25 protein-coding genes and 1 pseudogene are annotated in these 25,026 nt (G+C 60.4%); 12 read left to right on the forward strand and 14 right to left on the reverse strand.

Annotated elements, in window-relative coordinates:
- Positions 1–46: 46 nt before the first annotated feature.
- The 4 genes from BLL52_RS06145 to BLL52_RS06160 form a co-directional block, all read right to left on the reverse strand.
- Positions 47–757, reverse strand: coding sequence for a glutathione S-transferase N-terminal domain-containing protein (locus BLL52_RS06145; RefSeq protein WP_075585811.1), 711 nt, complete (start codon positions 755–757; stop codon positions 47–49).
- 142 nt (positions 758–899) lie between these two features.
- Entirely contained in the window at positions 900–1,775 is an 876-nt protein-coding gene (locus BLL52_RS06150) for a PA4780 family RIO1-like protein kinase (RefSeq protein ID WP_075585812.1), read from the reverse strand.
- A 192-nt stretch (positions 1,776–1,967) separates the two neighbouring features.
- Positions 1,968–2,216 carry a hypothetical protein gene (locus BLL52_RS06155; RefSeq protein ID WP_075585813.1) on the reverse strand — a complete coding sequence of 83 codons (249 nt, stop codon included), beginning with the start codon at positions 2,214–2,216 and terminating at the stop codon, positions 1,968–1,970.
- A 37-nt stretch (positions 2,217–2,253) separates the two neighbouring features.
- The gene (locus BLL52_RS06160; RefSeq protein WP_075585905.1) at positions 2,254–3,021 is read right to left on the reverse strand and encodes a tRNA-uridine aminocarboxypropyltransferase; all 768 of its coding nucleotides are present in this window, start codon (positions 3,019–3,021) and stop codon (positions 2,254–2,256) included.
- Between the two features lie 433 nt (positions 3,022–3,454).
- On the opposite strand from BLL52_RS06160, the gene BLL52_RS06165 reads away from it, so the two are divergent.
- Positions 3,455–3,634 (forward strand): superoxide dismutase family protein, encoded by a 180-nt coding sequence (locus BLL52_RS06165; RefSeq protein WP_139313318.1) that lies wholly within the window; start codon positions 3,455–3,457, stop codon positions 3,632–3,634.
- A gap of 145 nt (positions 3,635–3,779) precedes the next feature.
- The gene (locus BLL52_RS06170) at positions 3,780–4,472 is read left to right on the forward strand and encodes a dienelactone hydrolase family protein (protein ID WP_075585906.1); all 693 of its coding nucleotides are present in this window, start codon (positions 3,780–3,782) and stop codon (positions 4,470–4,472) included.
- An 11-nt stretch (positions 4,473–4,483) separates the two neighbouring features.
- Here BLL52_RS06170 and BLL52_RS06175 read toward each other — a convergent pair whose 3' ends face one another.
- Positions 4,484–5,680, reverse strand: coding sequence for a Fic family protein (locus tag BLL52_RS06175; RefSeq protein ID WP_075585815.1), 1,197 nt, complete (start codon positions 5,678–5,680; stop codon positions 4,484–4,486).
- Positions 5,681–6,193: 513 nt separating this feature from the next.
- Between BLL52_RS06175 and BLL52_RS06180 the strand changes: the two genes are divergently transcribed.
- The 4 genes from BLL52_RS06180 to BLL52_RS06195 all read left to right on the forward strand — a co-directional run bounded on the left by BLL52_RS06180 (position 6,194) and on the right by BLL52_RS06195 (position 13,482).
- On the forward strand, positions 6,194–6,853 hold the full coding sequence (locus tag BLL52_RS06180) for a mechanosensitive ion channel family protein (RefSeq protein ID WP_075585816.1): 660 nt from the start codon (positions 6,194–6,196) through the stop codon (positions 6,851–6,853).
- An 865-nt stretch (positions 6,854–7,718) separates the two neighbouring features.
- Positions 7,719–8,954: an exonuclease subunit SbcD gene (sbcD, locus tag BLL52_RS06185; RefSeq protein ID WP_075585817.1), complete on the forward strand. Its 1,236-nt coding sequence runs from the start codon at positions 7,719–7,721 to the stop codon at positions 8,952–8,954.
- Positions 8,951–12,454 (forward strand): AAA family ATPase, encoded by a 3,504-nt coding sequence (locus BLL52_RS06190; protein ID WP_075585818.1) that lies wholly within the window; start codon positions 8,951–8,953, stop codon positions 12,452–12,454. The genes sbcD and BLL52_RS06190 overlap by 4 nt, the downstream gene beginning before the upstream one ends.
- Positions 12,455–12,522: 68 nt before the next feature.
- Positions 12,523–13,482, forward strand: coding sequence for a GSU2403 family nucleotidyltransferase fold protein (locus tag BLL52_RS06195; protein ID WP_075585819.1), 960 nt, complete (start codon positions 12,523–12,525; stop codon positions 13,480–13,482).
- Between the two features lie 92 nt (positions 13,483–13,574).
- Here the strand turns inward: BLL52_RS06195 and BLL52_RS06200 are convergent, their stop codons facing one another.
- Positions 13,575–14,084, reverse strand: a complete 510-nt coding sequence (locus BLL52_RS06200; RefSeq protein ID WP_075585820.1) for a DUF1993 domain-containing protein — start codon at positions 14,082–14,084, stop codon at positions 13,575–13,577.
- A 262-nt stretch (positions 14,085–14,346) separates the two neighbouring features.
- Between BLL52_RS06200 and BLL52_RS06205 the strand changes: the two genes are divergently transcribed.
- On the forward strand, positions 14,347–14,505 hold the full coding sequence (locus BLL52_RS06205; RefSeq protein WP_175580240.1) for a helix-turn-helix domain-containing protein: 159 nt from the start codon (positions 14,347–14,349) through the stop codon (positions 14,503–14,505).
- A 32-nt stretch (positions 14,506–14,537) separates the two neighbouring features.
- Here the strand turns inward: BLL52_RS06205 and BLL52_RS06210 are convergent, their stop codons facing one another.
- Positions 14,538–14,744, reverse strand: coding sequence for a type II toxin-antitoxin system RelE/ParE family toxin (locus tag BLL52_RS06210; RefSeq protein ID WP_083633813.1), 207 nt, complete (start codon positions 14,742–14,744; stop codon positions 14,538–14,540).
- Positions 14,745–14,842: 98 nt separating this feature from the next.
- A complete protein-coding gene (locus BLL52_RS06215; protein ID WP_075585821.1) occupies positions 14,843–15,115 on the reverse strand; it encodes a type II toxin-antitoxin system ParD family antitoxin in 273 nt (90 codons plus the stop codon).
- Between the two features lie 266 nt (positions 15,116–15,381).
- On the opposite strand from BLL52_RS06215, the pseudogene BLL52_RS06220 reads away from it, so the two are divergent.
- Positions 15,382–15,789: pseudogene (locus BLL52_RS06220) on the forward strand (Fic family protein); the annotation flags it as partial.
- 51 nt (positions 15,790–15,840) lie between these two features.
- Here the strand turns inward: BLL52_RS06220 and BLL52_RS19925 are convergent.
- From BLL52_RS19925 to BLL52_RS06245, 6 genes are all read right to left on the reverse strand, one after another.
- Positions 15,841–16,263 carry a PDDEXK family nuclease gene (locus tag BLL52_RS19925; protein ID WP_198930599.1) on the reverse strand — a complete coding sequence of 141 codons (423 nt, stop codon included), beginning with the start codon at positions 16,261–16,263 and terminating at the stop codon, positions 15,841–15,843.
- Between the two features lie 3 nt (positions 16,264–16,266).
- Positions 16,267–16,431 carry a hypothetical protein gene (locus BLL52_RS20725; protein ID WP_156876188.1) on the reverse strand — a complete coding sequence of 55 codons (165 nt, stop codon included), beginning with the start codon at positions 16,429–16,431 and terminating at the stop codon, positions 16,267–16,269.
- A complete protein-coding gene (locus BLL52_RS06230; protein ID WP_075585823.1) occupies positions 16,428–18,260 on the reverse strand; it encodes a DEAD/DEAH box helicase in 1,833 nt (610 codons plus the stop codon). Before BLL52_RS06230 ends, BLL52_RS20725 begins: the two co-directional genes overlap by 4 nt.
- Positions 18,261–18,382: 122 nt before the next feature.
- Positions 18,383–18,961 (reverse strand): DUF1439 domain-containing protein, encoded by a 579-nt coding sequence (locus BLL52_RS06235; protein ID WP_075585824.1) that lies wholly within the window; start codon positions 18,959–18,961, stop codon positions 18,383–18,385.
- Between the two features lie 36 nt (positions 18,962–18,997).
- Complete coding sequence (locus BLL52_RS06240; RefSeq protein ID WP_075585825.1) at positions 18,998–20,257, reverse strand: type II toxin-antitoxin system HipA family toxin; 1,260 nt, start codon at positions 20,255–20,257, stop codon at positions 18,998–19,000.
- Positions 20,254–20,697, reverse strand: coding sequence for a helix-turn-helix transcriptional regulator (locus BLL52_RS06245; protein ID WP_075585826.1), 444 nt, complete (start codon positions 20,695–20,697; stop codon positions 20,254–20,256). The genes BLL52_RS06240 and BLL52_RS06245 overlap by 4 nt, the downstream gene beginning before the upstream one ends.
- A 184-nt stretch (positions 20,698–20,881) precedes the next feature.
- Here BLL52_RS06245 and BLL52_RS06250 point away from each other — a divergent pair, with 184 nt between their 5' ends.
- The 4 genes from BLL52_RS06250 (at position 20,882) to BLL52_RS06265 (ending at position 25,005) form a co-directional block, all read left to right on the forward strand.
- Positions 20,882–22,027, forward strand: coding sequence for a cupin domain-containing protein (locus tag BLL52_RS06250; protein ID WP_075585827.1), 1,146 nt, complete (start codon positions 20,882–20,884; stop codon positions 22,025–22,027).
- A gap of 105 nt (positions 22,028–22,132) precedes the next feature.
- The gene (locus BLL52_RS06255; protein WP_198930600.1) at positions 22,133–23,803 is read left to right on the forward strand and encodes a tetrathionate reductase family octaheme c-type cytochrome; all 1,671 of its coding nucleotides are present in this window, start codon (positions 22,133–22,135) and stop codon (positions 23,801–23,803) included.
- A complete protein-coding gene (locus BLL52_RS06260) occupies positions 23,796–24,452 on the forward strand; it encodes a cytochrome b/b6 domain-containing protein (protein ID WP_241839031.1) in 657 nt (218 codons plus the stop codon). The genes BLL52_RS06255 and BLL52_RS06260 overlap by 8 nt, the downstream gene beginning before the upstream one ends.
- A 130-nt stretch (positions 24,453–24,582) precedes the next feature.
- Positions 24,583–25,005 (forward strand): YchJ family protein, encoded by a 423-nt coding sequence (locus BLL52_RS06265; RefSeq protein WP_075585828.1) that lies wholly within the window; start codon positions 24,583–24,585, stop codon positions 25,003–25,005.
- The last annotated feature ends 21 nt before the right edge of the window (positions 25,006–25,026 follow it).

The raw sequence follows: 25,026 nt of genomic DNA on the forward strand, positions 1-25,026 counted from the left end.
GTAAAAAACTGCACAGCCCCCCAACAGCATGCGGGCACTGTGCCGTCTACTGCGTGGTGTGTTGCGGCACCAGCAAGCCGCGCGCCACCGCTGGCCGCGCCACAAAGGCCGCCAGCGTGCGCGTTACATGCGGGAAGTCGGCCATACCCACCAGATCTGCAGCGTGGTAACGCTCAATCAGGTTGCGCACCCAGGGCAGGATGGCGATGTCGGCAAGGGTGTAGTCATCTCCCATCACCCAGGCACGTGTGGCCAGGCGCTGGTTCAGCACAGCCAGCAGGCGGCGGCTCTCTGCGGCATAGCGATCACGCGGGCGTTTGTCTTCATAGTCCTTTCCGGCAAACACATTAAAGAAGCCCAGTTGGCCAAACATCGGGCCAATGCCGCCCATCTGGAACATCAGCCACTGGATGGTTTCATAGCGTTGAGCCGGGTCGCTTGGCAGGAACTGCCCTGTTTTTTCAGCCAGATACAACAGGATCGCGCCCGACTCAAACAGCGCCAGCGGCTGGCCGCCGGGCCCGCTGGGGTCAATGATGGCGGGGATTTTGTTGTTCGGGAAGGTGGCCACAAACTCGGGCGAGAGCTGGTCGTTGGTCTCAAAACTGACCAGATGGGCCTCATACGGCAGGCCGGTTTCTTCCAACAAAATCGACACCTTGACGCCGTTGGGCGTGGGCAGCGAATACAGCTGTAAGCGGTCTGGGCGCTGGGCAGGCCATTTCTGGGTGATGGCAAAAGCGGACAGGTCGGTCATGGTGCGGTCTTTCGGTGGCGGTTACAGGCGGCAGATGCGGTGGCGTGGCAGTCTATGCCGATTGCACCCGACATGTCTTGATCGCCCCCCATCTGATCTTTTTGTCACCGTGCGCTTTCTGCGCACCGCATTAAAACCCCGCTCAGGCGCTGGCCATACGCAGCTTGCGCGCGGCCTCTTCGGCCAGTGCGTCATCAATCTCGCGCAGTACCGCCTGCGTGTCGACGCTGGCCGGGGAGCGCTCAAAACGACCGGTCAATACCGTGTCAGTGCTCAGCAACCCGGCCTGGTACAGGCTCCAGATTTCCGGGCCAAACTGGGTGGCCAGCAGCGTCGGCGCAAACTGGCCAAAGAAGTCGCGCAGGTTGGCCACGTCGCGCAGCAGCATACGCTGGGCGTGGTTGTTGCCGGCGGCGTCTACCGCTTGGGGCAGGTCGATGATCACCGGCTCGTCCACCCCATCTGCGCCATCCACACCCGGTGCGTGCGCCAGCAGGATGTTGAACTCGGACAAATCGCCGTGCACCACACCAGCACCTAGCATGCGCACCACTTCTTTCACCAGCGTGGCGTGGTGCTGGAGCGCTTGTTCGGGGGTGAAAGCCACATCGTTCAGGCGCGGGGCGGCATCACCGTGGGCGTCGGTGACCAGTTCCATCAGCAGCACGCCGTCACAAAAGTTATAGGGTTGCGGCACCCGCACACCGGCGTCGGCTAGGCGATAGAGCGCGTCAACCTCGGCGCTTTGCCAGGCGGCTTCCTGCTCTTGGCGGCCAAATTTGCTGCCCTTGGCCATGGCCCGGGCCGAGCGCGAATTCTTTACCTTGCGGTTTTCGGTGTAGTCCACCGCTTGGCGAAAGCTGCGCTTGGTGGCTTCTTTGTAAATCTTCGCGCAGCGGGTTTCAATGCCGCAGCGCACCACAAACACCATCGCCTCCTTGCCACTCATCAGCTGGCGCACGACGCTGTCAATCAGGCCCTCTTCAATCAGGGGTTGCAGGCGGGCGGGTGGTTTCATGCGGTAGGGGGTGCTGGCTGGGGGAGGTTGGATTGTCTGTCCCACGGCACTTGTCAGCCCGGCGTGCCTGGCTGAAGCCCTACTGTGCGGCTTCAGGCAGGGCCAGAAAGCCGTGAATTAGAGCCAAATTGGCCTCCAGCCCTTATGTAACAAGCGCAGAGAGCTATGTAATAAATAGCGTGCTACCGCGACTCAAGCCACCACCGACCAACCCGCGTGCTGGTTGGCTTTGTTGTTTTCGTAGTCCCATACCGTGCCACAGTGATCGCAGCGGTAGCGGGTGATCGTGACTGCTTTGTCGCCACGAGTCTCTTTGCGGTTGGCGCCCTGCACCAGCTCGGCATGGCCGGGGGCGCGACGCCAGTTTTGCTGAACCGCAGCACACGGCTCACACAGCGGTGTCGTTTGGGGATCTGTCGGTGGGTTGGGGTTGGGGCTCATGGGGATGATGGGGCTTGTGGTGCTTATGGGTCAATTCTCAATGGCTCGATTGTCGCTGCCCACTCAAACTGCTCAAACTGCTCAGCCGCTGGTGCGCCGCATCTTGCAGGTCCAGCGGTTGCTGGTTTTTAGCTTTCAGGTAGTGGTGGGTGAACACCTCCAGGTAAGTGTTCAGCATGTCGGCTGCATGGGGCTCACCGGCCAGGGCCAGGCACAGCGCGCCCACCTCGGAGGTGCAAAAGTGGTCGCTGCGACTGGAGCGGCGCAAACGGTAATTGGAGATTTGCTCGGGGTGCAGGCTCAGCACCGGCAAGTGGTTCAGATACGGGCTTTTGCGAAACATCTTGCCTGCCTCGGCCCAGGTGGCATCCAGCAGCACAAATAGCGGGCGTTTGGGCGCTTGCCCGGCAGCGGCCATTTCGGGCAGAAGCGCGGTCAGCACCCGCTCTGGCGCGACGTATTCACCCGGAAACACCACATACGGCTGCCATTGCGGGTCAGCCAGCAGGGTCAGCAAACGCGGGTCAACTGAAGTGCGCGCCCAGCTAAACGCAAAGGTGTCGGCAACCACGTCGGCAATCAACCAGCCGGTGTTGCTAGGTTTGAGCGGCTCAATGTCGGCCATCAGCAGGCACATGCCGGCTAGCGTCGGCACGCTTGGGCGCAAGCCACAGAAACAGTGGCTGTGCATCACCCGACAGCTCGGGCAACGCTCTGCCGGTCCACCACGGGCGCGAAACGGTTTGACAGCCCGCGCCAGGCGCTCGGTGCGCAGGCGGAAAACGGCGTGCGGGGCGTGGGGCATGGGGGAAAGCGGATTGATGACCATCATTTTGGCCTGTAGCCCTTAAAGATCGGGTGCATTAAGCTATAAATATAAGAGCAGTTTGTCAACAGTGCCAAGACCGAAATTATCCCTTGGCGTAGTCCACGCTCTGCACAATGGCGATTCAAACGGTGACTCGACACGATCAGGCGCTATGTGCGGCATTGTCTGACTTTCAAAACGCTGCCGTACTCACACAATTAGCCAAGCGGTGGTACAGCGCAATGTTTTTCTTTGCAGACTGAGCTGCCGCGCACCTTGAGGCATTGCGTGATCAATTGAAAGCGCGTTTTAAAACCAGAGAGGACACCCTCTATGAATCCGCCACCTATTGGCTATTGTTGCGACAACGTCTTTGATTGCAGGTTGCGCTGGCTTGGCGCCTGGCCCTGGCCCAGTTGCTACCGCGCAGATGGAGCCCACCAAGGGAAATTCGGCCACCGGGCTCCTCACCTTTGCAAAACATGGCGACAAGGTGCGTGTTTTCGGGGAATTGCGAGGATTCGTGCCGAACACCGAGCATGGTTTTCACAGCCATGAAAAAGGCGATAGCTCAAGCGGTGATGGATTGTCAGAAGCACGGGGCGTTTGATCACGCTGCACGCGTGTCGTGCGGGGTGATAGAAAAAAGCTGTACTAGCAACTGCACTGATGCCTGCTATGGTTGATTGGCCAACGCTGTAGCCAATGCCGCGTTGCATTCAACCTCGATCGGTCAGTTAACTCAAGGAGCAATGATGGGACACATGGTGAATTTTCAGCGCCCTGACGGCAAGTCAGTGCAGGGCTATTTGGCCGAGTCAGCTCGACCCAACAATCCGCCGGCTGTGGTGGTCATACAAGAGTGGTGGGGTCTCAACGCCCAGATTTGCGGCGTGGCGGACCGCTTGGCGGCGGCGGGCTACCAGGCGCTGGTGCCTGACCTGTACCGCGGCAAAGCCACGGTGCAGGCCGAAGAGGCGAGCCACCTCATGACCGGGCTGGATTTTGGCGACGCCGCCTCGCAGGACATTCGTGGTGCGGTGCAGTTCCTCAAAGAGCTCGCGCCCAAGGTTGGCCTCACCGGCTTTTGCATGGGCGGTGCGCTCACGCTGCTGAGCGTGGCCGAGACGCCCGAGCTTGACGCGGCGGTTGTCTGGTACGGTTGCCCGCCGCTGGAACACCTGGACGCCAGCAAAATCCGCATACCCTTGATGGGCCACTGGGGCACGCAAGACGAGTCCTTCACGATTGACTTGGTGGACGAACTGCAAGAGAAGCTGACTGCCGCCGGCGTCGACTACGACTTTTACCGCTACCTAGCGCGCCACGGCTTTGCCAACGAAACCGCCGTTGGTCCCGGGCGCATTCCCACCACCCAGTACGACCCGGTGTGGGCCCAGCAGGCGTGGGACCGCACGCTGCGGTTCTTTGGCAGGCATCTGGGGTAAGCGGCCTTAAGCTAGACCGGCGCTTGCGTCCATTGGTCAATGGCGATGGCGTAGCGCGTGGCCTTGCCGACACCCTCTATGCGCAGCAGTCCCTTCGCCGCCAAGTCAACCAAATCGCGTGTTGCCGTGGCTTTGGATGAGCCGGTCAGCTTGCAATATTTGTCGCTGGACATGCCGCCTAAAAAGCCTCCGCCCAAGGTTCTGTTGCCGGCCTGCAGCAAACGATCAAGCACCTTGGTCTGCCTGGCGTTGACCCCGCTGGCTGCCGCGCGCTGGCGGAACTCGGCTTTCTCCAGTGCCTGCCTCACCACCGCTTGCGAGGTGATGCACCCCTGTGCGCACGCCTGCACAAACCACTGCACCCATGGCGTGACATCCAAGCCTGTGCCAGCCGTGCTTTGCTGCGCCTGATTGAGCGCGTCGTCATAGGCAGCGCGCGTGGTCATCATCTGGCGTGCTATACCAAACACGCGCACGGCGGCACCCATGTCTTGCGCCAGGGCCATGTCCACAATGGCGCGGCCCAAGCGGCCGTTGCCGTCTTCAAACGGGTGAATCGTCTCAAACCAGAGATGCGCCAATGCGGCGCGAACCAAGCCGTGTAGCCTGGGCGCTGCGTCTGCCGCCGGGTGTGTGCATTCAAACCAAGCTAAAAACTGCGCCATCTCTTGCGGCACTTGGGCGCTAGGCGGCGCCACGTAATGCACTACCTCACGCCCTAACCTGCCGCTCACGATTTGCATGGCATCTGCGTGATCGCGGTAGCGTCCGACCGCAACGCGCCGCAGATTGACGCTGCCGCCAGGAAACAATGCCGCCTGCCACAGGCACAGCCGCTCTTGCGTCAACGGCGCCTGGTATTGCGCAGTGGCATCCGCCATTACCTGCACCAAGCCATCCACATGTCGGTCTGTGGTGGGCAGGCCCGCCAAACCCAAGCGATGGGCGAGCGACGAGCGCACAGCGTCCTGGTCCAGCTTCTCGCCTTCAATGGCGGCTGTGGCCATGGCCTCTTGTACCCACAGCTCACGCGCTGCCTCTTGGCCGCTCTCCAGACCGATGGCCTCCAGCAAGCCCAACAACTTACCTTGCTCCAAGCGCGCATGGCTCAGGTCCTGCATCAACGCATCCGTGTCAAAACTGATCACCGGCCAGGCAGGGTGTTGCCAAAGGTAGCGGGGTGGGGTAGGGGTGGTTTTTGAAGACATGAGGCGTATTTTAGATAATACGGCTCAAATTGTGATGCGTATCTTGACAAATACGGCTCAAAGAGCCGCACGACTTGCTGGAGACCCTTGATTGGCAGCCCGCACCTTGCATGCCACCAACGCCGAATCTGACTTCATGGCGCGTTTCATCAATTGCGCCAGGTGGGTGGCGCAATTCGTGCGGCGCTGGGAGTGCTTGAGCCGGTGCCGACTCGATTCGGCCAACGCATCTGCGAGCTCTTTGGTCTTGTTGTTTTCGTAGTTCCACTGGGTGCCACAGTAGTCGCAGCGTTAGCGATTGGTTGGCAGTTGGTGGCATCGGCCAACAGGCCCTATTTGTCCGATAGGCTGTGCGCAAACTTGCCCGTCGCGGCGGCGGGGCCGATGCATGGAAAATACGTGTTTTCCTGCTGATGGCAATCAGCCACCGAGTTTGCTGCCAGTCACAAACTTCTGTGTCGGTCCCCACCACGCCCCTCATCACATGAAACCCTTTTTACACCCAAGACCCCCATGCGCCGATCGTTGACCACTTACTTGCCCGAATGGACCCGAGACTGGCTTGAAATCATTGTTCCTGGCCTGCAGATTTTGCTCATCTTGCTGGTCGCCTGGCTGCTGCAATACCTGCTGCGCCGGGTGCTCAACCGCGTCAGACAGCATTACGAGTTGCCGTTGGAGCTGATGTTGCCGCTTAAGGCCCTGGTGCGCTGGACCATCATGCTTGCGGCGCTGTTGCTGGTGCTTGAGCGCGTGGGCGTGTCCGCCACGGTGCTATGGACCGCCTTCACCGGCTTTGCCACTGTGGGTGCGGTGGCTTTTTTTGCCGCTTGGAGCGTACTGTCCAACCTGTTTTGCGCCTTCCTGATCTACACCGTGCGACCATTTCGCCTGGGCGACAGCATCGAACTGCTGGACGTGGCCGAAAAGCCCGGCGCCCGGGGCCGCGTGGTCGACATCAACATGCTCTACACCTCGCTGCAAGACAGCGACAGCCCCACGCCGGGCACGCTGCTGCAAATTCCGAATACGCTGATTTTTCAGCGGGTGGTACGGCGCTGGAAGGGTGGGCAGCAGCCACCGTCGCGCGCCGTGCCACCCGAAAGCGCCGCGCCAGCCGCACGCTCTACGACAGTCATAGGCGGTTCGCCAGCTGCCGAGGACGCTGCCTGAGCCGGCTTTAGTGGGCGGGCGCTGTTTCGCCAGCGATTAACCCATCCCTGGCGGACTTGGGTTGCGGTGAACAGGAGCCGGTGGAACGCTGGCGCGCGTTCTGGACAAGGCACAGTTCTGGCAGCGCTGGAAAGGCACCCCCATGAACGCGTGGCAAACCGGGGTGCTGAACCGTGTGCTGTGCAAGCTCGAGGGTGGGGCGCAGTGTGGCGCGCAGTGTGGCGCGTGAGTGATGTGTCAAATAGGCCGCTAGCCCTTGACGGCCTCGATTCTGAAGTGCAACCCAGACGAGTTCTTGACGAACCAATTGCAGTTGCCGAAAAAATTAACCGATGACTGAGCGTGTGCGCGTTGTCTGAGCGGGATTTTCGGGGCGATACTTGAGAGTGTGAGCTTGGATGGCCTACCCGTTCAGCCTCGCACCTTACGACTTTTCCTGACCGATTTTGGTGCTAATTAACTGATCTCAACATGAACAATTCCGCCACACCAGAGCCCAAACTAACCCTCGAAGACAAGGCCTTGCGATACATCTCCCACAACAATGGCAAATGCTGGACGTTTGTCCTCTTGGTTTGTACAGTTGGCGTGATGTGGCGCAATTCTTGGATGTAGTGCCACGGCAAAGCGAATTATTCGATCCTGGCCCCTGTTCTTGGCCCCGCCAAGACGTGCTGCAGGCCGATGCAGTGCAGACTTTACTGAGCGAGTATCTGCCACAGACTTTAGGGTGAAATTGGCTTCTATCCCTTATGGAATAAGCGCGAGTAGCTATTAATTGTGTAGTGCTCGCTCAGCCGCGTTAGTGGGTGGTTTCCGGCTCAAAATAGGCCTGACATCACCCGCCCATTTCCCCGCCCCAACCATGCGCATCCTTCACACCTCCGACTGGCATCTTGGCCAGCATTTCATGGGCAAGAGCCGCCAAGCGGAGCATCAGGCCCTGATCGACTGGTTGCTGGTTCAAGTTGAAGCGCATGCCGTGGGCGCAGTCCTCATCGCGGGCGACATTTTTGACACTGGCGCCCCGCCCAGCTATGCACGCGAGCTCTACAGCCACTTGGTGGTGGGTCTGCACCGAGCCGGGGTTGCGCTGCTGCTGCTGGGGGGCAACCACGATTCAGTGGCCACGCTGCGCGAAAGCCGTTCCCTGTTGGCCTTTTTGAGCACCACCGTGGTGGCCGACGTCAACAACCCTGCTGATCAACTTGTCGTGCTGCCGAGGCGGGGCACCAGCGCAGAGCCTGGCTGCATTGTTTGCGCCGTGCCCTTCATCCGGGCGCGTGATGTGCTGCAAAGCCAGGCGGGGCAAAGTGCCCAAGAAAAGCAGCAGTCCATGCAGGTGGCCATCCAGGCTTATTACCAGGCTGTGTATGCGGCCGGGCAGGCCCGGCAAGCAGAGTTGCAACGTGAGCTGGGCCGCTCGGTTCCCCTCATCGCCACCGGGCACCTCACCACGGTGGGCGCCAGCAGCAATGAGTCGGTGCGTGAGATTTATGTGGGTTCACTGGATGCCTTCCCCACGGCAGCATTTCCACCCGCTGACTACATCGCGCTGGGGCACATCCACAAACCGCAAAAAGTGGGCGGGGTTGAGCACATTCGCTACTGTGGCTCGCCCATTGCGCTGGGCTTTGACGAAGCCCGGCAGCAAAAGGAAATGCTGCTGGTCGAACTAGATGAGCGCGGCTTGGTTAGCGTTACCGCATTACCCGTGCCACGGTTTCAATCGTTGGTGTCTGTCAGCGCCAACCTGGCAACGCTGGCCGGCGCCATTGCCACAGCGGCGGCCAAAGGCACTTTTGAAAAGCCGGTGTGGCTGGAAGTGACCGTGGCAGAAGATGACTACCTGTCAGACCTGCCCGCGCGCATCAGCGAGATGACGCAAGGCCTGCCGGTTGAGGTTTTGCGGGTGCGCCGCCAGCGTGCCAACACCGCTGGCACTCTGGATGGCGACATCCTTGAAACCCTGGACGAACTCAGCCCCGAAGACGTGTTTGCAAGACGGCTGGCGCAAGAAGACTTGCCACCCGCCATGCAAGAGGCATTGGGGCAGCGCTTTCGCGAAGTGGTCAAAAGCATCACAGAGGGCGCAGTATGAAAATCCTCAAGCTGCGCCTGAAAAACCTGAATTCCCTCAAAGGCGAATGGGCCATCGACTTCACCCAGCCGCCGTTTACCGAGAACAGCTTGTTTGCCATCACCGGCCCCACAGGTGCTGGTAAATCCACCCTGCTGGACGCGATTTGCCTGGCGCTGTACCACGAGACACCGCGGTTAAAGAGCGTTTCCAAGTCGGCCAACGACATCATGACCCGCCACACCGCCGATTGTCTGGCCGAGGTCGAGTTTGAAGTGCAGGGCGATGTCTACCGCGCCTTTTGGAGCCAACGCCGCGCCCGTGACAAGGTCGATGGCGAACTGCAAAACCCCAAGGTTGAATTGGCCAGCATCGACCCGGCCACCGGGCTTGGCGCCATTTTGAGCAGCCAAAGCACCGACAAACTCAAGCGCACTGCCGACATCACCGGCCTGGACTTTGCGCGGTTTACCCGGTCCATGCTGTTGGCGCAGGGCGGGTTTGCCGCGTTTCTCAATGCCAGCGCCAATGACCGGGCCGAATTGTTGGAAGAACTGACCGGCACCGAAATCTATGGCGAGATCTCGTGCAACGTGTTTGAGCAAGCCAGACAGGCCAAGCAGCAGCTAGACCAACTCAAAGCCCATGCCGCTGGCGTAGAGCTCTTGCCCGCTGACCAGCGCGCGGCCATGCAGGCCGACATAGACCAGTGGGCACTGGAACTGGGCGCAGTGCAAAAAACCCGTGACACCGCCCAAGCGCAGCGCCAATGGCACCTCAACCTGGCGCAAAGCGCGCAGGAATTAACGGCGTCGCAAACCGCTAAAAACAACGCAGTATCTAACCTGCAATCAGCCGCGCCTGAGCTGCAGCGCTTGGCCACCAGCGAGCCTGCAAAAGTGCTCCAAGCGCCGCACAAAGCTATGCAGCAAGCGCAGGCAACTTGCATGACAAGCGAAACACTGTTGGCTACATTGCAAGAGCAGCACCAGCAAGCGTCAGCCGCGCACCACCACCACCACCTTCGCGCGCACACATTGGCCAATCGCATGGCGGCGGCAGCACAGACCCAACTTGGGCAACTTGAGGCCGACCACCAGCGCCAACTTGACTACTGCACCGGCCATGCGCAGCATGCGCAACTGGGCGAGCGCTTGGGCAGTTGGCGCCAGCAGTTTGAGCAACGCCACAAGTTAAAGACAAGTGCTGCCGGGCAACAGGCGGCTCTGCAGCAACTGCAAACCGAAATTGCCCAGTGCGGCGACAAGATCACCCGCCAAAGTGCCTTGCTGGAAACCGCAGTGCAAGCGCAAGCCACCTCAGCCGCTGCGCTGCAAGCCTCCCAAACTGACCAGACCCAACGCCTGGGTGGACAGACCATTTCAGCATTGCGCCAGCGTTGGCAGGCTGCGCAAGGCCAAGTGACCTCATGGGAAAAAATCGGCCAGTGCGGCCAACAGCGCTGCGATCTGGTCGAGCAGCAAACCGCGCTGGTCGCAGAGATTCAACACGGTGAGGCCACTGTCAAAGATCAGCAAGCCAAACGTTCGCAATGGCGCGACCAGTTCAAGGCGCTCAAAGAGCAAGTGGCTGACAAGCAAAAGTTGCTCGATCAAGAGCGCCGCATCCAAAGCCTGGACCAGCATCGCCAAGCGCTGCAGCCCGGCGCGGCTTGCCCGCTGTGCGGCGCCACGGCGCACCCGGCGATTGCGGCCTACCAAGCCCTGGATGTGTCTGCCACCCAAGCTGCGCTGCAACACAAGCAAGCTGAGCTCGAAGCCCTTGAAAACCAAGGCCAGGCCATGACTGCCACCTTGGAAGGCAGCAAGGCCAAATTGGCAGAGCGCTTTGGCCAGCAGGCAAAAGTCGCCCAACACATGGGCCAATGGCAAGCCCAGTGGGCAGCCGCCATCAGCCAAGTCAGCGCAAACCCAGCGCTTACCTTGGACGATTGGCACAGCGCTGAGCAACTGCTCGCCAGCCAGCAAGCTGCGACCAACACACTAGCCCAGCTTGCCAATGACCTGCAGACCGCCGAGGCGGGTGAACAAAGCGTCCAACTGGCGTTGACCACTTCCAGCCAATCTGCCCAGGCATTACAGGCGGCCACCTTCCAGCTTGAACTTTTGCAACAAGCCAACCAAGCAGCACAGGCTCGCCAAGCCACATTAGCGCTCGACATCAAAGCCACCCAGGCAGATGCCGCGTCGCTTGAAGCTAGCATGCAGGCCGCGTTGGCCGAGGCTGGTTACACCACTCCCTCAGATGCCGCCCCATGGCTGGCAGCGCGAGAGGGTGAGTGGCAACACTGGCGCAGCACGAACCAGCAAATGCAAGCGCTGACGCACGCCATCACCCGCCAGCAGGCGCAGCGCGACGCCGCACAAGCGCAGGCCAACGTCTGGGCGCAACGCTGGGCGGGCTTACAAGCGGCCACGGGTCAGAGCGCCATCGGCATCGCCAACGCCATCGCTTTCACAGCGCAGGACGAAGTCGATGAAACAGACCTGGCCGCCACATTCGCCACCAGCGTAAAAGCCATAGCCAGCCTCTCGAACACCCTGGCCGCATTGGCTGGCCGCCAAGCCCAGGCCCAATCCACATGGGCCCAACAAGCCACAGCGCAAGACGCCGCAGTGACTGCGTGGAACACAGCGCTGCTTGAAAGCGCCTTTGCCGATGTGGCTGCATTTGAAGCGGCATTGCTGCTCGAGCCAGAGCGCCAGCGCTTGGCTGCCCTGCGAGACGCGTTGCTGATCGCGCAAGAGCGTGCCAGCGCGCTGCACCAAGCCGCGCTTGAGAAACACAGTCAATTGCAAACCCAAGCCATGACTGCGCAGACGCTTGAGGAATTGGAGGCAAGTCTGGCGGAGTTGGAAGAGCAGCGCAGCGCCGCCAACGAGAAAATCGGCGCACACCGCGCACTGCTGGCCAATGACGCCAAATTGCGCATCAACCAACAAGCCTTGTTTGAAGAGATCGCCAGCCAAACCGCCGAGTCAGACCTGTGGCAGCGGCTGGACGGCCTCATTGGCTCGGCCAAAGGCGACAAGTTCCGCAAGTTTGCCCAAGGGCTCACGCTAGACCACCTGCTGCAGTTGGCCAACAGGCACTTGGCGCGCCTGCATGGGCGCTACCTGCTGCGCCGCAAATCCACGGGCGAACTGGAGCTGGAAATTGTGGATGCGTGGCAAGGCGATGTGGCCCGCGACACGCGCACGCTCTCAGGTGGCGAAGGCTTTTTGGTCAGCCTGGCATTGGCCTTGGCGCTGTCAGATTTGGTGAGCCACAAAACCTCCATCGACTCGCTGTTTCTGGACGAAGGTTTTGGTTCGCTGGACGGCGACACGCTAGAGATTGCCCTGACCGCTCTGGATTCACTCAACGCCAGCGGCAAGATGATCGGCATCATCAGCCACGTGCAGGCGATGAAAGAGCGGATTCCGGCGCAGATCAGGGTGGAGAAAGGCGGGGGGATTGGGCACTCGCGGCTGGTGGTGTCGTGCGGAAGTGAGCCATAAAAAACACATAACCCATTGTTAATAAACGATATTCGGTATAAATCGTTAGTAATCAGTAATATACCGAAATGCAAGAGCTCAGCGCCACCATCACCCACCAATACACCGACGCTGTTGCCGTGTTCGACGCATTGGCTCAAGCCACGCTTGAGGCCGCCCAGGTGCGCGGTGGCATGTACTGGCACGCGGGGCCAGCGTCGTCGCCAGAGTCCAAATACCTGGTTCGCACCACCCCCGCTGGCGCAGAAACCAGCTTGGGCGCGCGCACGGCTGAGACGCAAGCCATCTACGACAAATTCACGCAAAAAAAGCAAGCCAGTGCCGAGCGGCTGGCCGGCCTGAAGGCAGCGCTGGACCAGCAACAGCGCTTGAACCGCGCCTTGCGCGTGGGCCGGGTGGACCCGCTGGTGGTGGCGCTGCTTAACCGTTTGGCCAGCACCCAGCTCAGCGACCATTTCCGTGTGGTGTGCACTCATGCACTGTATGCATATGAGGCCGCTGCCGGGGTGCGGCTGGATGCTGATGCACTGGCCACGCGCGATATTGACTTGCTGTGGGACACCCGCAAACGCATCATCTTCTCTACGCAACTAGCGCGGGTAGACAGCTTCATGCTGGGCTTACTCAAAAAAGTGGATGCGAGCTTTCGCATGCGCCAAAGTCAGAAATACACCGCCGTGAACAAAGACGGTTTTGAGGTCGACATCATCCGTCGGGAGCAAATGGACGACGACCCCCACCCCATCAAACTCAGCGACGAGGACGACGACTTTTGGGTGGTTCAGGCCCGCCGAGCCAATGTGCTGCTGAACGCACCGGGTTTCTTTGCGGTGATCGTCGCCACCAACGGCACCAACGGCACCAACGGCACCATGGCGCGCATGAACACCGTGCACCCAGCCACCTATGTGGCGTTCAAACGCTGGATGGCCGGGCTAGCTGACCGCGACGCCCTCAAGCGCCGCCGGGACGTGCTGCAGGCCGATGCAGTGCAAATTTTGCTGAACGAGTATTTACCGCAGGTTTAATGCCAAATCAGCCTCTAGCCCTTATGGAATAAGCGCAAGCAGCTATCAAAATAGAACCGTTAACCTACCGCCTGCACCTTCCCCGGCTGCCTTCAATACGCGCCCATGAAATCGCGCTTGCCAATGGCCAAGCCGTTGTGGCGCAGGATGTCGTAGGCCGTCGTCACGTGGAAGAAGAACTGCGGCAAACCATAGTTCGCCAGGTAGGCCTGCCCATTGAGGTTTTTCTCTTTCGGCGTGCCGGGGCGCAAGACGATCTCAGCACCTTCCTTGCCTTCAAACTGCGACGCGTTCACGCTGTCCAAAAAAGCCAGGGTCTGCGTCAACAGCGCATCCAGATCGGCAAAGCTTTTTTCTTGCCCGGCATAGGTCGGCACCTCCACCCCCGCCAGCCGCGCCGAGATACCACGCGCGAAGTCAGCGGCAATCTGCACCTGCTTGAGCAGCGCAAACATGTCGGGCGCCAGCCGCGCCTGCAACAACGCATCGGGCTCGATCGACTTGGCGGCAGCGTGTTCGCTGGCCTGCGCAAGAATGGTTTTCAAAGCCGTCAGCATCTGCTTGAAGACGGGAACCGAGTGGGTGTACATAGCGCTGGTCATGTGGGGGTCCTTTGAGTGTTGGGGAGGGAGAAACGGCGGGGGCCGCCGCGGCGCAGCCGCGCCCAGGGGCTGTGGGTTGCCGGGTTCGGGTGACTCTGGTGCGGGTCCGCTGTGGCGTCGCTGGGCACTGTACCCGGTAGCTGCGTGCACCTGCGCTGCAAGGTTGAAACCCCCTTGCGCTTGCAAGCGTGATCGGCATGGGTGGACTGCCGCAGCGGATACAAAAGCGCTCCACAGCCGATTTCGACACATGGCTGGCGTGATGAACCCCACCGCCGCCGCACAACTTGGCATCAAGCCCTTCGAAGCTGCCGACTATCTGCAATCAGACGAAGACTGCGCCCACTACCTGCAGGCCTGTATTGACGAAGCACCCGAAGATGCCGCCCTGTTTGCCAAAACCATCGGCGACGTTGCATGAGCGCGCGGCATGATCTCACATGGCGGGGCGTTTTACAGATGCGCTGGCACATCCATACGCTGGTTCAAGATGCGCACCACCTCCACCGTATCGCGGGGCTGAAGCCTGAAAAATATCACGTGCGAACCAATCAGGTACTTGCGGTAGCCCTTGCGCATGCGTTCAGCACTTTGGCCGCCCGGGCGGCCTTTTGCCAACGTTTGTGCCAACTCTTCACAGGCCGCATGAATCGCCAGCACCTAGGCATCGGCTTGATCTGCCCCCCAGTTGCCATAGCTGTAGTCCCAAATATCCGAAAGGTCCGCCAGGGCAAGCGGCGCAAGCAGGTAGCCGCCGCTCACTTGGCAGCCACAGCTTTACCGATTGAGCCAGCCGTCTTTTGCCGCTTGGTCTTTAAGAATGCATCTACGTCAAAGCTAGTGCTGGCACCACTGTTCTCGCCATCTTCCAGCGCCGCACGCAAGGTCGCCAGTTGTGTCTCATGCTCTTCAAGTTGCCGCAAGCCAGCGCGCACCACCTCACTTGCAGAGCCGTAGCGCCCTTGACTGATTTGCTGCGCAATGAATGCGTCGAAATGATCGCCGAGAGAGATGGAGGTGTTTCGGGTCATAGGACTTGTTCCAAGTTTGAGTGGTGTTTGACGTCTTGGATATTACCAATAAATCATATCTATTGGTAATCGTGTGCGGGGTAAGCCGTGGGGTGCTGCGCAAGCTGGAGGGCAGAGTACGGGTATCTGTTGGTCAACTAGGGCTGTAGTCCTCGTGGAATATGCGCAAAAAGCTATTAAAAACAGAACGAATCCGCTGCGATTGCATTGAATGAGCACCCATTTCACCGCACGAAATGCGGATATTGATCATCGCTACCAGTGCCCCAGCGGGCGCCCCTCTCATCCACGCCGGGCTAGCCCACCTGTGGCTGGTGACCCTGCACCCGTTTGACGACGGCAACGGCCGCATCAGCCGCGCCGTGGGCGAGCTGGTTCTTGGCCTGCCTGCTGCGCGCCGAGCAGGGCGCGATGGTTTGCTTGCGGGCGTGCTGATTGAGGCCCAGTTCTTGTGGCAGCGCTGGGCGGGCACCCCCATGAACGCGCGGCACACGCTGGCGTTGAACTGCGTGCTGGATGGCATAGAGGGCTAGCTGACCAATGCCAAGTGGGCGGCGATTGGCAAATGCTCTGCGGATACGGCGCTGTGGGACATCAATGATTTGCTGGCGCGTGGCGTGTTGGGCAGGCTGGAGGGTGGGGGGCGCAGTACCGGGTATTTGTTGGCTAAATAGGCCGGCAGTCCACGTGCAATAAGCGCAAAACGCTATCAAGTTTGACTAAACTCACGATACTGAAATCGCCCGCCCTTGATAAGCAGCCATGATGAACGGCTTCACAGCATCCAAGTCGGCCTGCGATGTCAAGATTACCTCCAGGTTACCGGTGCCCCAGTGGCCGATGTTGGTCACGTCACGCGCATTTGCAAGCACTGGAAGGGCTGTGGCTGGGTCGACATGCAGGTACAGCAACAAACTGTCCAACACCAGCAGCTTGAACTCGGCTTTGTGGTCGAGCAGCCAGTCCAGGTAAAACAGGCCTTGGTTGATGACGTTTTCACCCACCAAGCGCTTGTATTCCAGAATCACCGGGCAGTGGTTTTCATCAAAGCCCAGCGAGTCAATGCGACCACCATGCGTCTTGCCGGTGGAGTGCTCGCTAGCGATGAAGCGAATGTTGAGCAGCGGCTGCAGGTTGGCCTTGATCATTGCTTACCAGCGGCACGACCTGTTGGTCAAAGACGTATTGGTCATAAATTCTCGCTCCATGTAGCGCAGGCAAGCGTGCAGGTACTGCTCGTCCACTGCGCCAAGTCGCCAAAGCCGCTCCTCGTAAGGACGCAGCATGTCAAAGTCGGAGCGGATGCTTGGTGTCATGCTGGGTCGATTTTGTACTGCAGAGTGCTTCCAAAAGTGGACGGACCACCCACCCCCATCACCAGCCTGTGCGTAGCCCTAGTCGCCGCCACATAAAACACCCGCGCCGCATCCTTCTCATCCTCACCCGGCGCAGGCATGTGCCCTACGCCAGCTAGCGCCACCACGGGGAACTCCAGGCCTTTGCTGACCTTCATGGTCATGACCTTGATGCAGTCGCCCTCAGGCGTGTAGTCGCCTCTGCGCCAGCGCGTTTGGTGCGGCATGTGGCGGTGCTGCAGGGCGCTCTCAAACAGGCGCATCACCTCCCAGTTGGGGCACAGCACGGCCATGTCGCCCCAGGCAAAGCCTTCTTTGTGGGCGCTGGTCAGGTGGTCGGCTATCGCATAGGCCTCGTCGCGCAGGTTGTGCAGTTTGATGATGAGTGGTGCAGGCCCGTCGCGCCCGCAGCTGATGGGTTTCACCAGCGGTATGCGGTCATCGCCTTGGTATTCGGCGGTCAGCAGGTCGGCGGCCACCAGGCTGGCGGTTTGCAAAATCTGTTTGGTGTTGCGGTAGTTGATTTTCAGAATGGTGGTGCGGCCCTGCGCCTGCACGCCCACGCTTTTGAAGCTGAACTGTTTGCTGCGCGCTCGCGCAAAGATGCTTTGCGCATCGTCATACAGCAGCAGCAGGCTGTTGGTGGTCGGGTCCACCATCTGCGTGACCAGCGTGAGCCATTCGGGGGCAAAGTCGTGGCCTTCGTCAATCAAGATGGCCTGGTATTGGCCGCTGGGGATGAATTTAAGACGCACCGCGTGGATGACGCGGTCCACCAGCTCGGCCACATACTGGGCGCTTGACGCGTTGGTGCTGGGCAGTGTTTGCCCAAAGGCTTGCAATTGGTCGCGGCACCATTTATGAAAATGCCGCGCATGCACCCTGTCTGCCAGGCCTTTGGCATCCATGACCGAATGCAGCTTCACGCCCAGTGGCTCGTTAAAGCACAGGATGAGGGTGGGTTTGCTGCTGGCGGTGCTGGCTTTGGCCAAGTATTCGGCGCGGTAGCCCAGAATCATGGTTTTGCCCGAACCGGCCACGCCGTGAATCACGCGGTGGCCGTCGCCCAAGCTGCGGGCCAGTTGCTCTTGCTGCAGGTCCATCACGCGCATGATGCTGGGCAGCTCGGCATCCAGGTCGCTGTCGTCAAACAGCGCGCCTTGGGTTTGCACTCGCACTTGCGGGAACATGATCCAGCGCGCCCGGTCTAGCTGCGGCAGGCTCATGGCACCGCCAAAGGCGTGGGGGAACATGTTCCATAGCCGCTGCTGAAATTCCTCCACATCCGCAGACTCTTCCATCTCGTCTTTGCAAATCACATAGTGCGGCTCAATCGCTTCGCCCAGGCCGGCGGCCTCAAACTGTTTGCGGGTGATGCGGGTAAACACCACGCCGTGGCCCCACGGAAAAGCCAGCTTGCCCTGATGCGCGCCTTCGGATTGCACCAGTTGCGCGTCGCGCTCCAGCGCGTTCACCACCTGGATGGCGCAATGGCGGGCTTGCGCCAGCGGGTTGATGACCACCTTGAGTTGACCGTTGGGAATGATCTCCCACATTTGCTTGGTAGCGCGCTGAATGGTGTCCAGCTTCCAGTCTTTGGTTTCCAGAATCAGCAGGCCGCGGCGCGGGTGCAGCAGCACAAAGTCGGGGTGTGTTTGCTTGGGGCCAATGGGCACGTTGTGCCACAGCAGGTAGTCGGCATCGAGCTTTTGCTCCAGCCGCTCGGCCAGGCGACGCTCACCGGTGCTGTCAAAGCTGCAGGCGCCCAGCGCCGGTATCAATATGGCCATCTTTTTGTTGTCCCATCCCTGAAAACAATTCGACACATTGTGGGTGTGGCTGAATGCACGCCATTTGATCTGGCGCAACTCGGCAGCGTAGGCGGGTAGCCTGGTGCTTGTGCGTCCAGGCGTTACAACGGTTTGAGCACCAGGCCAATGACCAGGCCCTTGTCAGTCACGGTGATGCTGTCTGGCTGCATGCCCAGCTTGTCGGCCATGGCAAGGTCTTGCGGGCTGAGCTGGTGCAGCACCACCTCTTGCAGCGACTGTGTAGCCAGGGCGGGGCCGTAGGCGTTGAGCCACACTCTGACTTGGGGTTGCAGGTTGGCAAAACGCAGGTTCTGAAACTTCAGCTGGTAGGCGCGAAGGGTGTGGTCGCTGGCTTCATAGCGCAGCGCAAAGTCCACATCGAAGGTGCCCGGCTGGCTACGCTGCAGGGCCGGGCCATTGGCCTGCACAGCCATTTCGGCGCTGATGCGGTTTTGCGCGGGCAGCAGGCGCAACTGTGGTGCTTGCACGGCAATATTAAGCAGCCCAGACACCGCGTATTGGCGCGGAAACCGCTGCGCCACCACCTGCTGCAATTGCTCGGGTGACACCGTGTAACTCGGCTGGGCCTGGGCGCTTTGCAGTGCGGCAAATGCCAACGCCAAGATAAGCACGCTCAGCACGCGCTTGAGCGCTGGTTGCCAAAAACTTGCAGAGGTCATGTTGAGGTTCACCGGCACATTTTATGGAGCGGGCGCCTAGATGTACGCTTTGCGCTGCAGCTTGAGCGCGTCTCGGTCAATGCTGGCGCTGAGTTGCGCCATGTCTGCCGGGCACACGCCGTGCTGTGCAAAGTGTTGCGGCCACTGGTCTACCACCCGCGCCACCTCGGCCACCAGCGCATGCGCGCGCTGGGTTTTGATGCCGAATTCACTGAGTTCTGAAAGCGCGTTTTCTAGCGTTGACGCGCTGCCTTGGGTGCCGACGGCCATGCTCTGGTAACCCAGGTTTTGCAAGGTGGGCACCACGTCAAAAGCCAGGGTCAACTCGTAGTAGCCGTCAAAGCCCAGGCGCAGGCAGTGGTTGCGCTCATGGTCGTCGGTGTTGTCCATGAGGATGTTGAACACCATGCGTTTGAACAGCTCTTCGCGCATGGCGTTTTGGCGGTCGGGGTGGCCCAGGCGCAGCAGCACGGTGGCCAGCGCGCTGTAGCTTTCTGGTAAGCCCGCGGCGCGCAATGCGGTCTTGGCAGACAAGCAGTGCAGCCGGTAGTTGCCCAGCCGGTCAAAGCGTTTGATGGTGAGCGCATGGCGCGCTTTGCCGTGGCGCGGTGCCAGCGGCAGCACGCTGGTAGATGCCGCTTGAATGCCCGCCAAGGCGGCCAGCGTCAGGGTGGCATGCTCGATTAGCGGTGTGTCTACCGGGTCGTCAAGCGCGCTGAACTTGACCACGCAGGGACCAGCGTCTGTTTGCAGCAGGGTTTTGGGGCGTGCGCCGCCCAGTGTCACGCCGGGCTGCACCAAGCGCTGCATGGCGGGGGTGATGGGCGCTTGCGTTTGAACGTCTTCAATGGCTTGCGACAGCTGGTTTAGGTCGCTCAATTGCGGGTATGGCCCCAAGTGGCGGGGCAGGTAGTACTCTGCAGACACCGAGACGCCCAGTGCGCCAAAGCGGTCGTCACCCGCGAACAGCAGCATCTCCAGAATCGACAGCCGGGCAGGGCGGTCTATGTGCCCAATAATGCGTTCGCCCCAACGGTCAGGGCGCGCATCGTCCAGCGCGCCTGGTGCGCTGCCACGCTCACCCGCGCTAAACGCCTGGCCGGGCACGATGGGCAAGTCTTCGCTCAGGGGAAAGTTCCACCACTGCGGTGCGTAGGTGAACACGGCGCAGTCTGGCAGCAGCTGTGACAGCCTGACCTCGCCAACCAGTGTCGGGTTGGCCGGGTCGACCAGCGCCCAGACGTACAACTGGCCTTGCGGCACATAGGTTTGCGGGTTGACGCTTTGGGCGGTCATTTGGCTTTGCCTTGTGTGGGGGCCAGCAGCGCTGCCAGGCCTGCTGCTGCTTGGGCAGAGCTGTCACTCTGGGTGCGCGCTGCGCGGGCGCTGATGTCAGGCTTTGCTTTGGGTGCTGGCAGCGCCGTTGCGCGGCGGGCGCGAATCTGGGTGATTTCGCGTTCCAGAGAGAGCAGGTCCGTTTGCGGCGCAATCAGGTCGGCCAAGGCCAGGTTGGGGCTGATCAACCACATGCACATCACATAAGACGCCATGGCCACGGCGGGGTCGCCTTTTTCTATGCGGGCCATGGTGGGCTGTGACACCCCCAGCTTCTTTGCCCATTGTGCTTGCGTCTCTTTGCGGCGCTTGCGCGCCAGGACGATGTTTTGCGCCAGTAGCTCAATCTGCTGGATGACGGCTTGTGGGTGGTCCGTGGGCTTGGTTTGCTGAGCTGGCATTCATAGAGTTTAGCAAAAAGTTGTATTTATGTAACTCTATGAATTAAAACAATATCAAAACCATGTTTTGCGCGCGTACCCTGCAGATTGCGGCGCGTTGGCTGGGCGCCTAGATGCACGCCCTTTGACTTGGCGCAACTCGGCGCCCCGCAGCGCAGCGCCTGTAGCCACGATACTTTCGCGCATGCTCAAACTCCACCTCTGCGACTTCTCCCTTGAACACTTCATGGCGCACTACTGGCAGCAAAAGCCGGTGGTCATCCGCCAAGGTTTCAAGAACTGGGCCGACCTGATCAGCCCCAATGACCTGGCCGGCCTAGCCTGCGAGGCTGACGTTGAGTCGCGCATGGTTTACAAGCAAGACGAAAAATGGCAGGCCGAGTTTGGCCCGTTTGAGTCGTTCGAGCGCTTTGGCGACGAGGGCTGGACGTTGGTGGTGCAGGCGGTCAACCATTGGTCACCCGAGGTGGCCGAGCTGGTCAAACCGTTTGCCTTCATCCCCAAGTGGCGGCTGGATGACGTAATGATCAGCTACGCGGTGCCGGGCGGCGGCGTGGGGCCGCACATTGATTTGTATGACGTGTTCATCTGCCAAGGCAGTGGCCGCAGGCGCTGGCGTGTGGGTGACGTGGGCCAGCACCGCCAGTTTGCCGCGCATGCGGCGCTGCTGCATACCGACCCGTTTGAGCCCATCATCGACACCGAGCTGCTGCCGGGCGACATTTTGTACATCCCGCCGGGCTTTCCGCATGACGGCGTGACGCTGGAAGAATCCATGAGTTTCTCAGTGGGTTTTCGCGCCAAGTCGGCTTGCGACATGCTCAGCGGCCTGGCCGACCATGTGATCGACAAAGACCTCGCCCGCCACCTGCTGGCTGACCCACACCGCCCCATTGCACAGCACCAAGGCCAGATTGATTCGGCCGACTTTGCCCGCATCAAGGCGCACCTGCAAAGCATTCTGGACGACGACACGCTGGTGGCCGACTTTGCCGGGGGCTATTTCTCCAAAAACAAATGTGCGCTGGACCTGCAAGCGCTGGACGAGCCCCTGGACAGCGCCGAGCTGATCAACACTTTGACCGAGCAGCCGCTGGTGCGCACCGGCGGCCTGCGCTGCTTTTACCTGGGGCAGACGCTGGCACACGGCGTGGTGTATGTGGACGGCGAGCGTTTCACCTTTGGCCCCGACAGCCAAGAAGCGCTGGTGGCACTGTGCGACCTTGATGAGCTAACCTTTGCCGCGCTACAAAGCGGTTTGAAAAACCCAGACTTTGTGCGCCAACTTTGCGAGTGGACGAACGCCGGGTTTTGGTATTTTCGGGACTAGGTACTTTCCCGGTTCCATGATTTAAATCAACGAAAGTGGCCACACCAGCGTCGAAAATGCCTCAAATGCATAAGCACATATGCATATAACGATTGAGGAAACAGCATGGAAAGTCAAGTTAGCGGTGTCGGCCGACGCCGTGCACCGGGCTGGCGGCACTTAGTTAGCGCGGTACTTGCATTTGGCTTGGCATTTGGCGGTGCCATGGCCGGGGCTGCAGAAGGCGCTGTTGGCAAAAAGCCCTCTACCGCGGATCACACCAAGTTCAAGGAGCTGGCTGGCCCGTTCACGTCTGGCGAAGAGGTCACCAAAGCCTGCCTGAGCTGCCACACCGAGGCGTCCAAACAGCTAATGGGCACGCGCCACTGGACTTGGGAATACACCAACCCCGACACCGGGCAAAAGCTCGGCAAGAAAACCATGCTCAACGGGTTTTGCATCGGCGACACCTCCAACGAGGCCTTTTGTAACTCGTGTCACATAGGCTATGGCTGGGAAGACGCCAGCTTTGACTTCAAGAACGAAAACAAGGTGGACTGCCTGGTGTGCCACAGCAGTGGCGACTATGTGAAGCCAGCCGGCATGGCTGGCAATGTGCCCACTGTCAGAACCGAATCGCCGATGGGTTCAGGCAAGTTTTATGGCCCGATTGATCTGGCCAAAGCCAGTCAGCAGGTGGGCAAAACGAGCACCGAAAACTGCGGCACCTGTCACTACTACGGCGGTGGCGGTGACGGTGTCAAACACGGTGACCTGGACTCGTCGTTGAACAACGCCGACAAAGATCTTGACGTGCACATGGCCTCCAAAGCCAAGGGTGGCCAAGGCTTCACCTGCAGCACCTGCCACCAGTCAGACGGCCACGTCATCTCTGGCAGCCGCATCCAGATGACGGCCGCAGATCCGCATGGCCCCAATGTGCGTGGCGACAAGGACGCCCGCGCCACCTCCACCTGCCAGTCTTGCCACGGTGACAAGCCGCACACGCAGCACCCGATGAATATGCAAGTGCTCAACAGCCATAGCGACAAGCTGGCCTGCCAGGCTTGCCATGTGCCTGAATTTGCGCGGGGTGGCGTGCCCACCAAGATGACGTGGGACTGGTCCAAAGCCGGCCTGAAAGATGCCAACGGCAAGCCCTATGTCACCAAGGACGAGCATGGCCATGCCATTTACGACAGCCGCAAGGGCACGTTTGGGCTGGGCCAAGACGTGGTGCCAGACTATGTGTGGTTCAACGGCAAGGTCACCTACACGCTGCAGACCGACACCATCGACCCCAGCGGTGTGGTGAAGATCAACACGTTTGGCGGCAGCCCCAATGAGCCCGGTGCGCGCATCTGGCCAGTCAAGCGCTTTCAGGGCAAGCAGCCTTATGACACCGAGTACAACAAGCTGCTGGTGCCGCACACAGCCACGCCAGACGACTCCGCCTATTGGTACAACTTTGACTGGCCAAAGGCGCTGAAGGCCGGTGCCGAGGCCACTGGCGCCAGCTACAGCGGTAAATACGGGTTTGTCGACACCGAAATGCTCTGGCCCATTACCCACATGGTGGCGCCCAAGGAGCAGGCTGTGCCCTGCATTGAATGCCACACCAAGGATGGCCGCATGGGCACGCTGACCGGCATTTATCTGCCAGGGCGCGACAGCAACAAGTGGATCGACTGGATAGGCTGGCTGGCGGTGCTGGGCACCATTGGGGGCACCATGGTGCACGCCGGTTTGCGCATCTTTACCAAACCCAAAGGGACGCAGGAGAAACACCATGACTAACACCACCGCGGCTGCCACGGGCATGGCTGATGCGCCACCCACACGCATTTATCTGTTCAAGCGGTTTGAGCGCTTCTGGCACTGGTCCCAGGCGCTGATGATCATCATCATGTTCATCACCGGGTTTGAGATTCATGGCACCTACGCCTGGCTGGGCTTTGCCCAAGCGGTGAACGTGCACACCTTGGCGGCCTGGGCGCTGCTGGCGCTGTGGGCGTTCACCATCTTCTGGCAGTTCACCACCGGTGAGTGGCGCCAATACCTGCCGACCCTGAAAAAAGCCGACAAGATGGTGGTGTATTACCTGTGGGGCATCTTTCACAACGCACCGAACCCCTTCAAGAAAACCCAGGTCAGCAAGCACAACCCGCTGCAGCGCCTGGCTTATCTGGCGCTGCTGGCGGCGGTGTCGCCACTGATCTGGGGTTCTGGCCTGCTATACCTGTTTCGGGCGTATTGGCCCAGCGCGGGGGTGGACACCTGGTTGTCGCTGCAATGGGTAGCCTATGCCCATACGGCGGGCGCCTTCATGATGCTGGTGTTTTTCTTTGTGCACGTGTACCTGACCACCACCGGGCACACACCCACCGCGCACATCAAGACCATGATCACCGGCTGGGAAGAGGTGGAGCCGGATCACCACCCCTGACACCGGCGCAACCTAGCTAACAATCCTTGTGACAACGCCCGGCCCTGCAGCCGGGCGTTGTGTTTTGGGGGCCGCGCCGCGCTATATAGTCACCGCACCCTCTTTCACCATCCAACGCGCCCTAGCTGTTATGAAAAACAAAGCCCGCTCTGCCACGCAACCTTGCCCCTGCGGCAGCGGTCAAACCTATGCCGATTGCTGCGGCCGCTGGCACGCGGGCTTGAGTGAAGGCCTGCACGCCCCCACGCCTGAGGCGCTGATGCGCTCACGCTACAGCGCCTACGGTCTGGGTCTGCTGGACTACTTGCTGGCCACTTGGCACCCGTGCACCGCGCCGGGCGATCTGGAGTTGCCGCCGGTGAAATGGCTGGAGCTTGATATTCGCTTTGCCGAGGCCACCGGTGATGCCGGTGTGGTGGAGTTCATCGCACGGCTGCGTGACAACGGGCGCGGCGCGCGGCTGCATGAAATCAGCCGCTTTGTGCGCGAAGACGGGCGCTGGCTGTACATTGACGGCACCCATCCGGGCATGGACGAAGCGCCTGCTGCCTGATCTCCTTGCCTATTGTTGTTA

This window comes from Rhodoferax antarcticus ANT.BR (assembly GCF_001938565.1).
Lineage (GTDB): Bacteria > Pseudomonadota > Gammaproteobacteria > Burkholderiales > Burkholderiaceae_C > Rhodoferax > Rhodoferax antarcticus.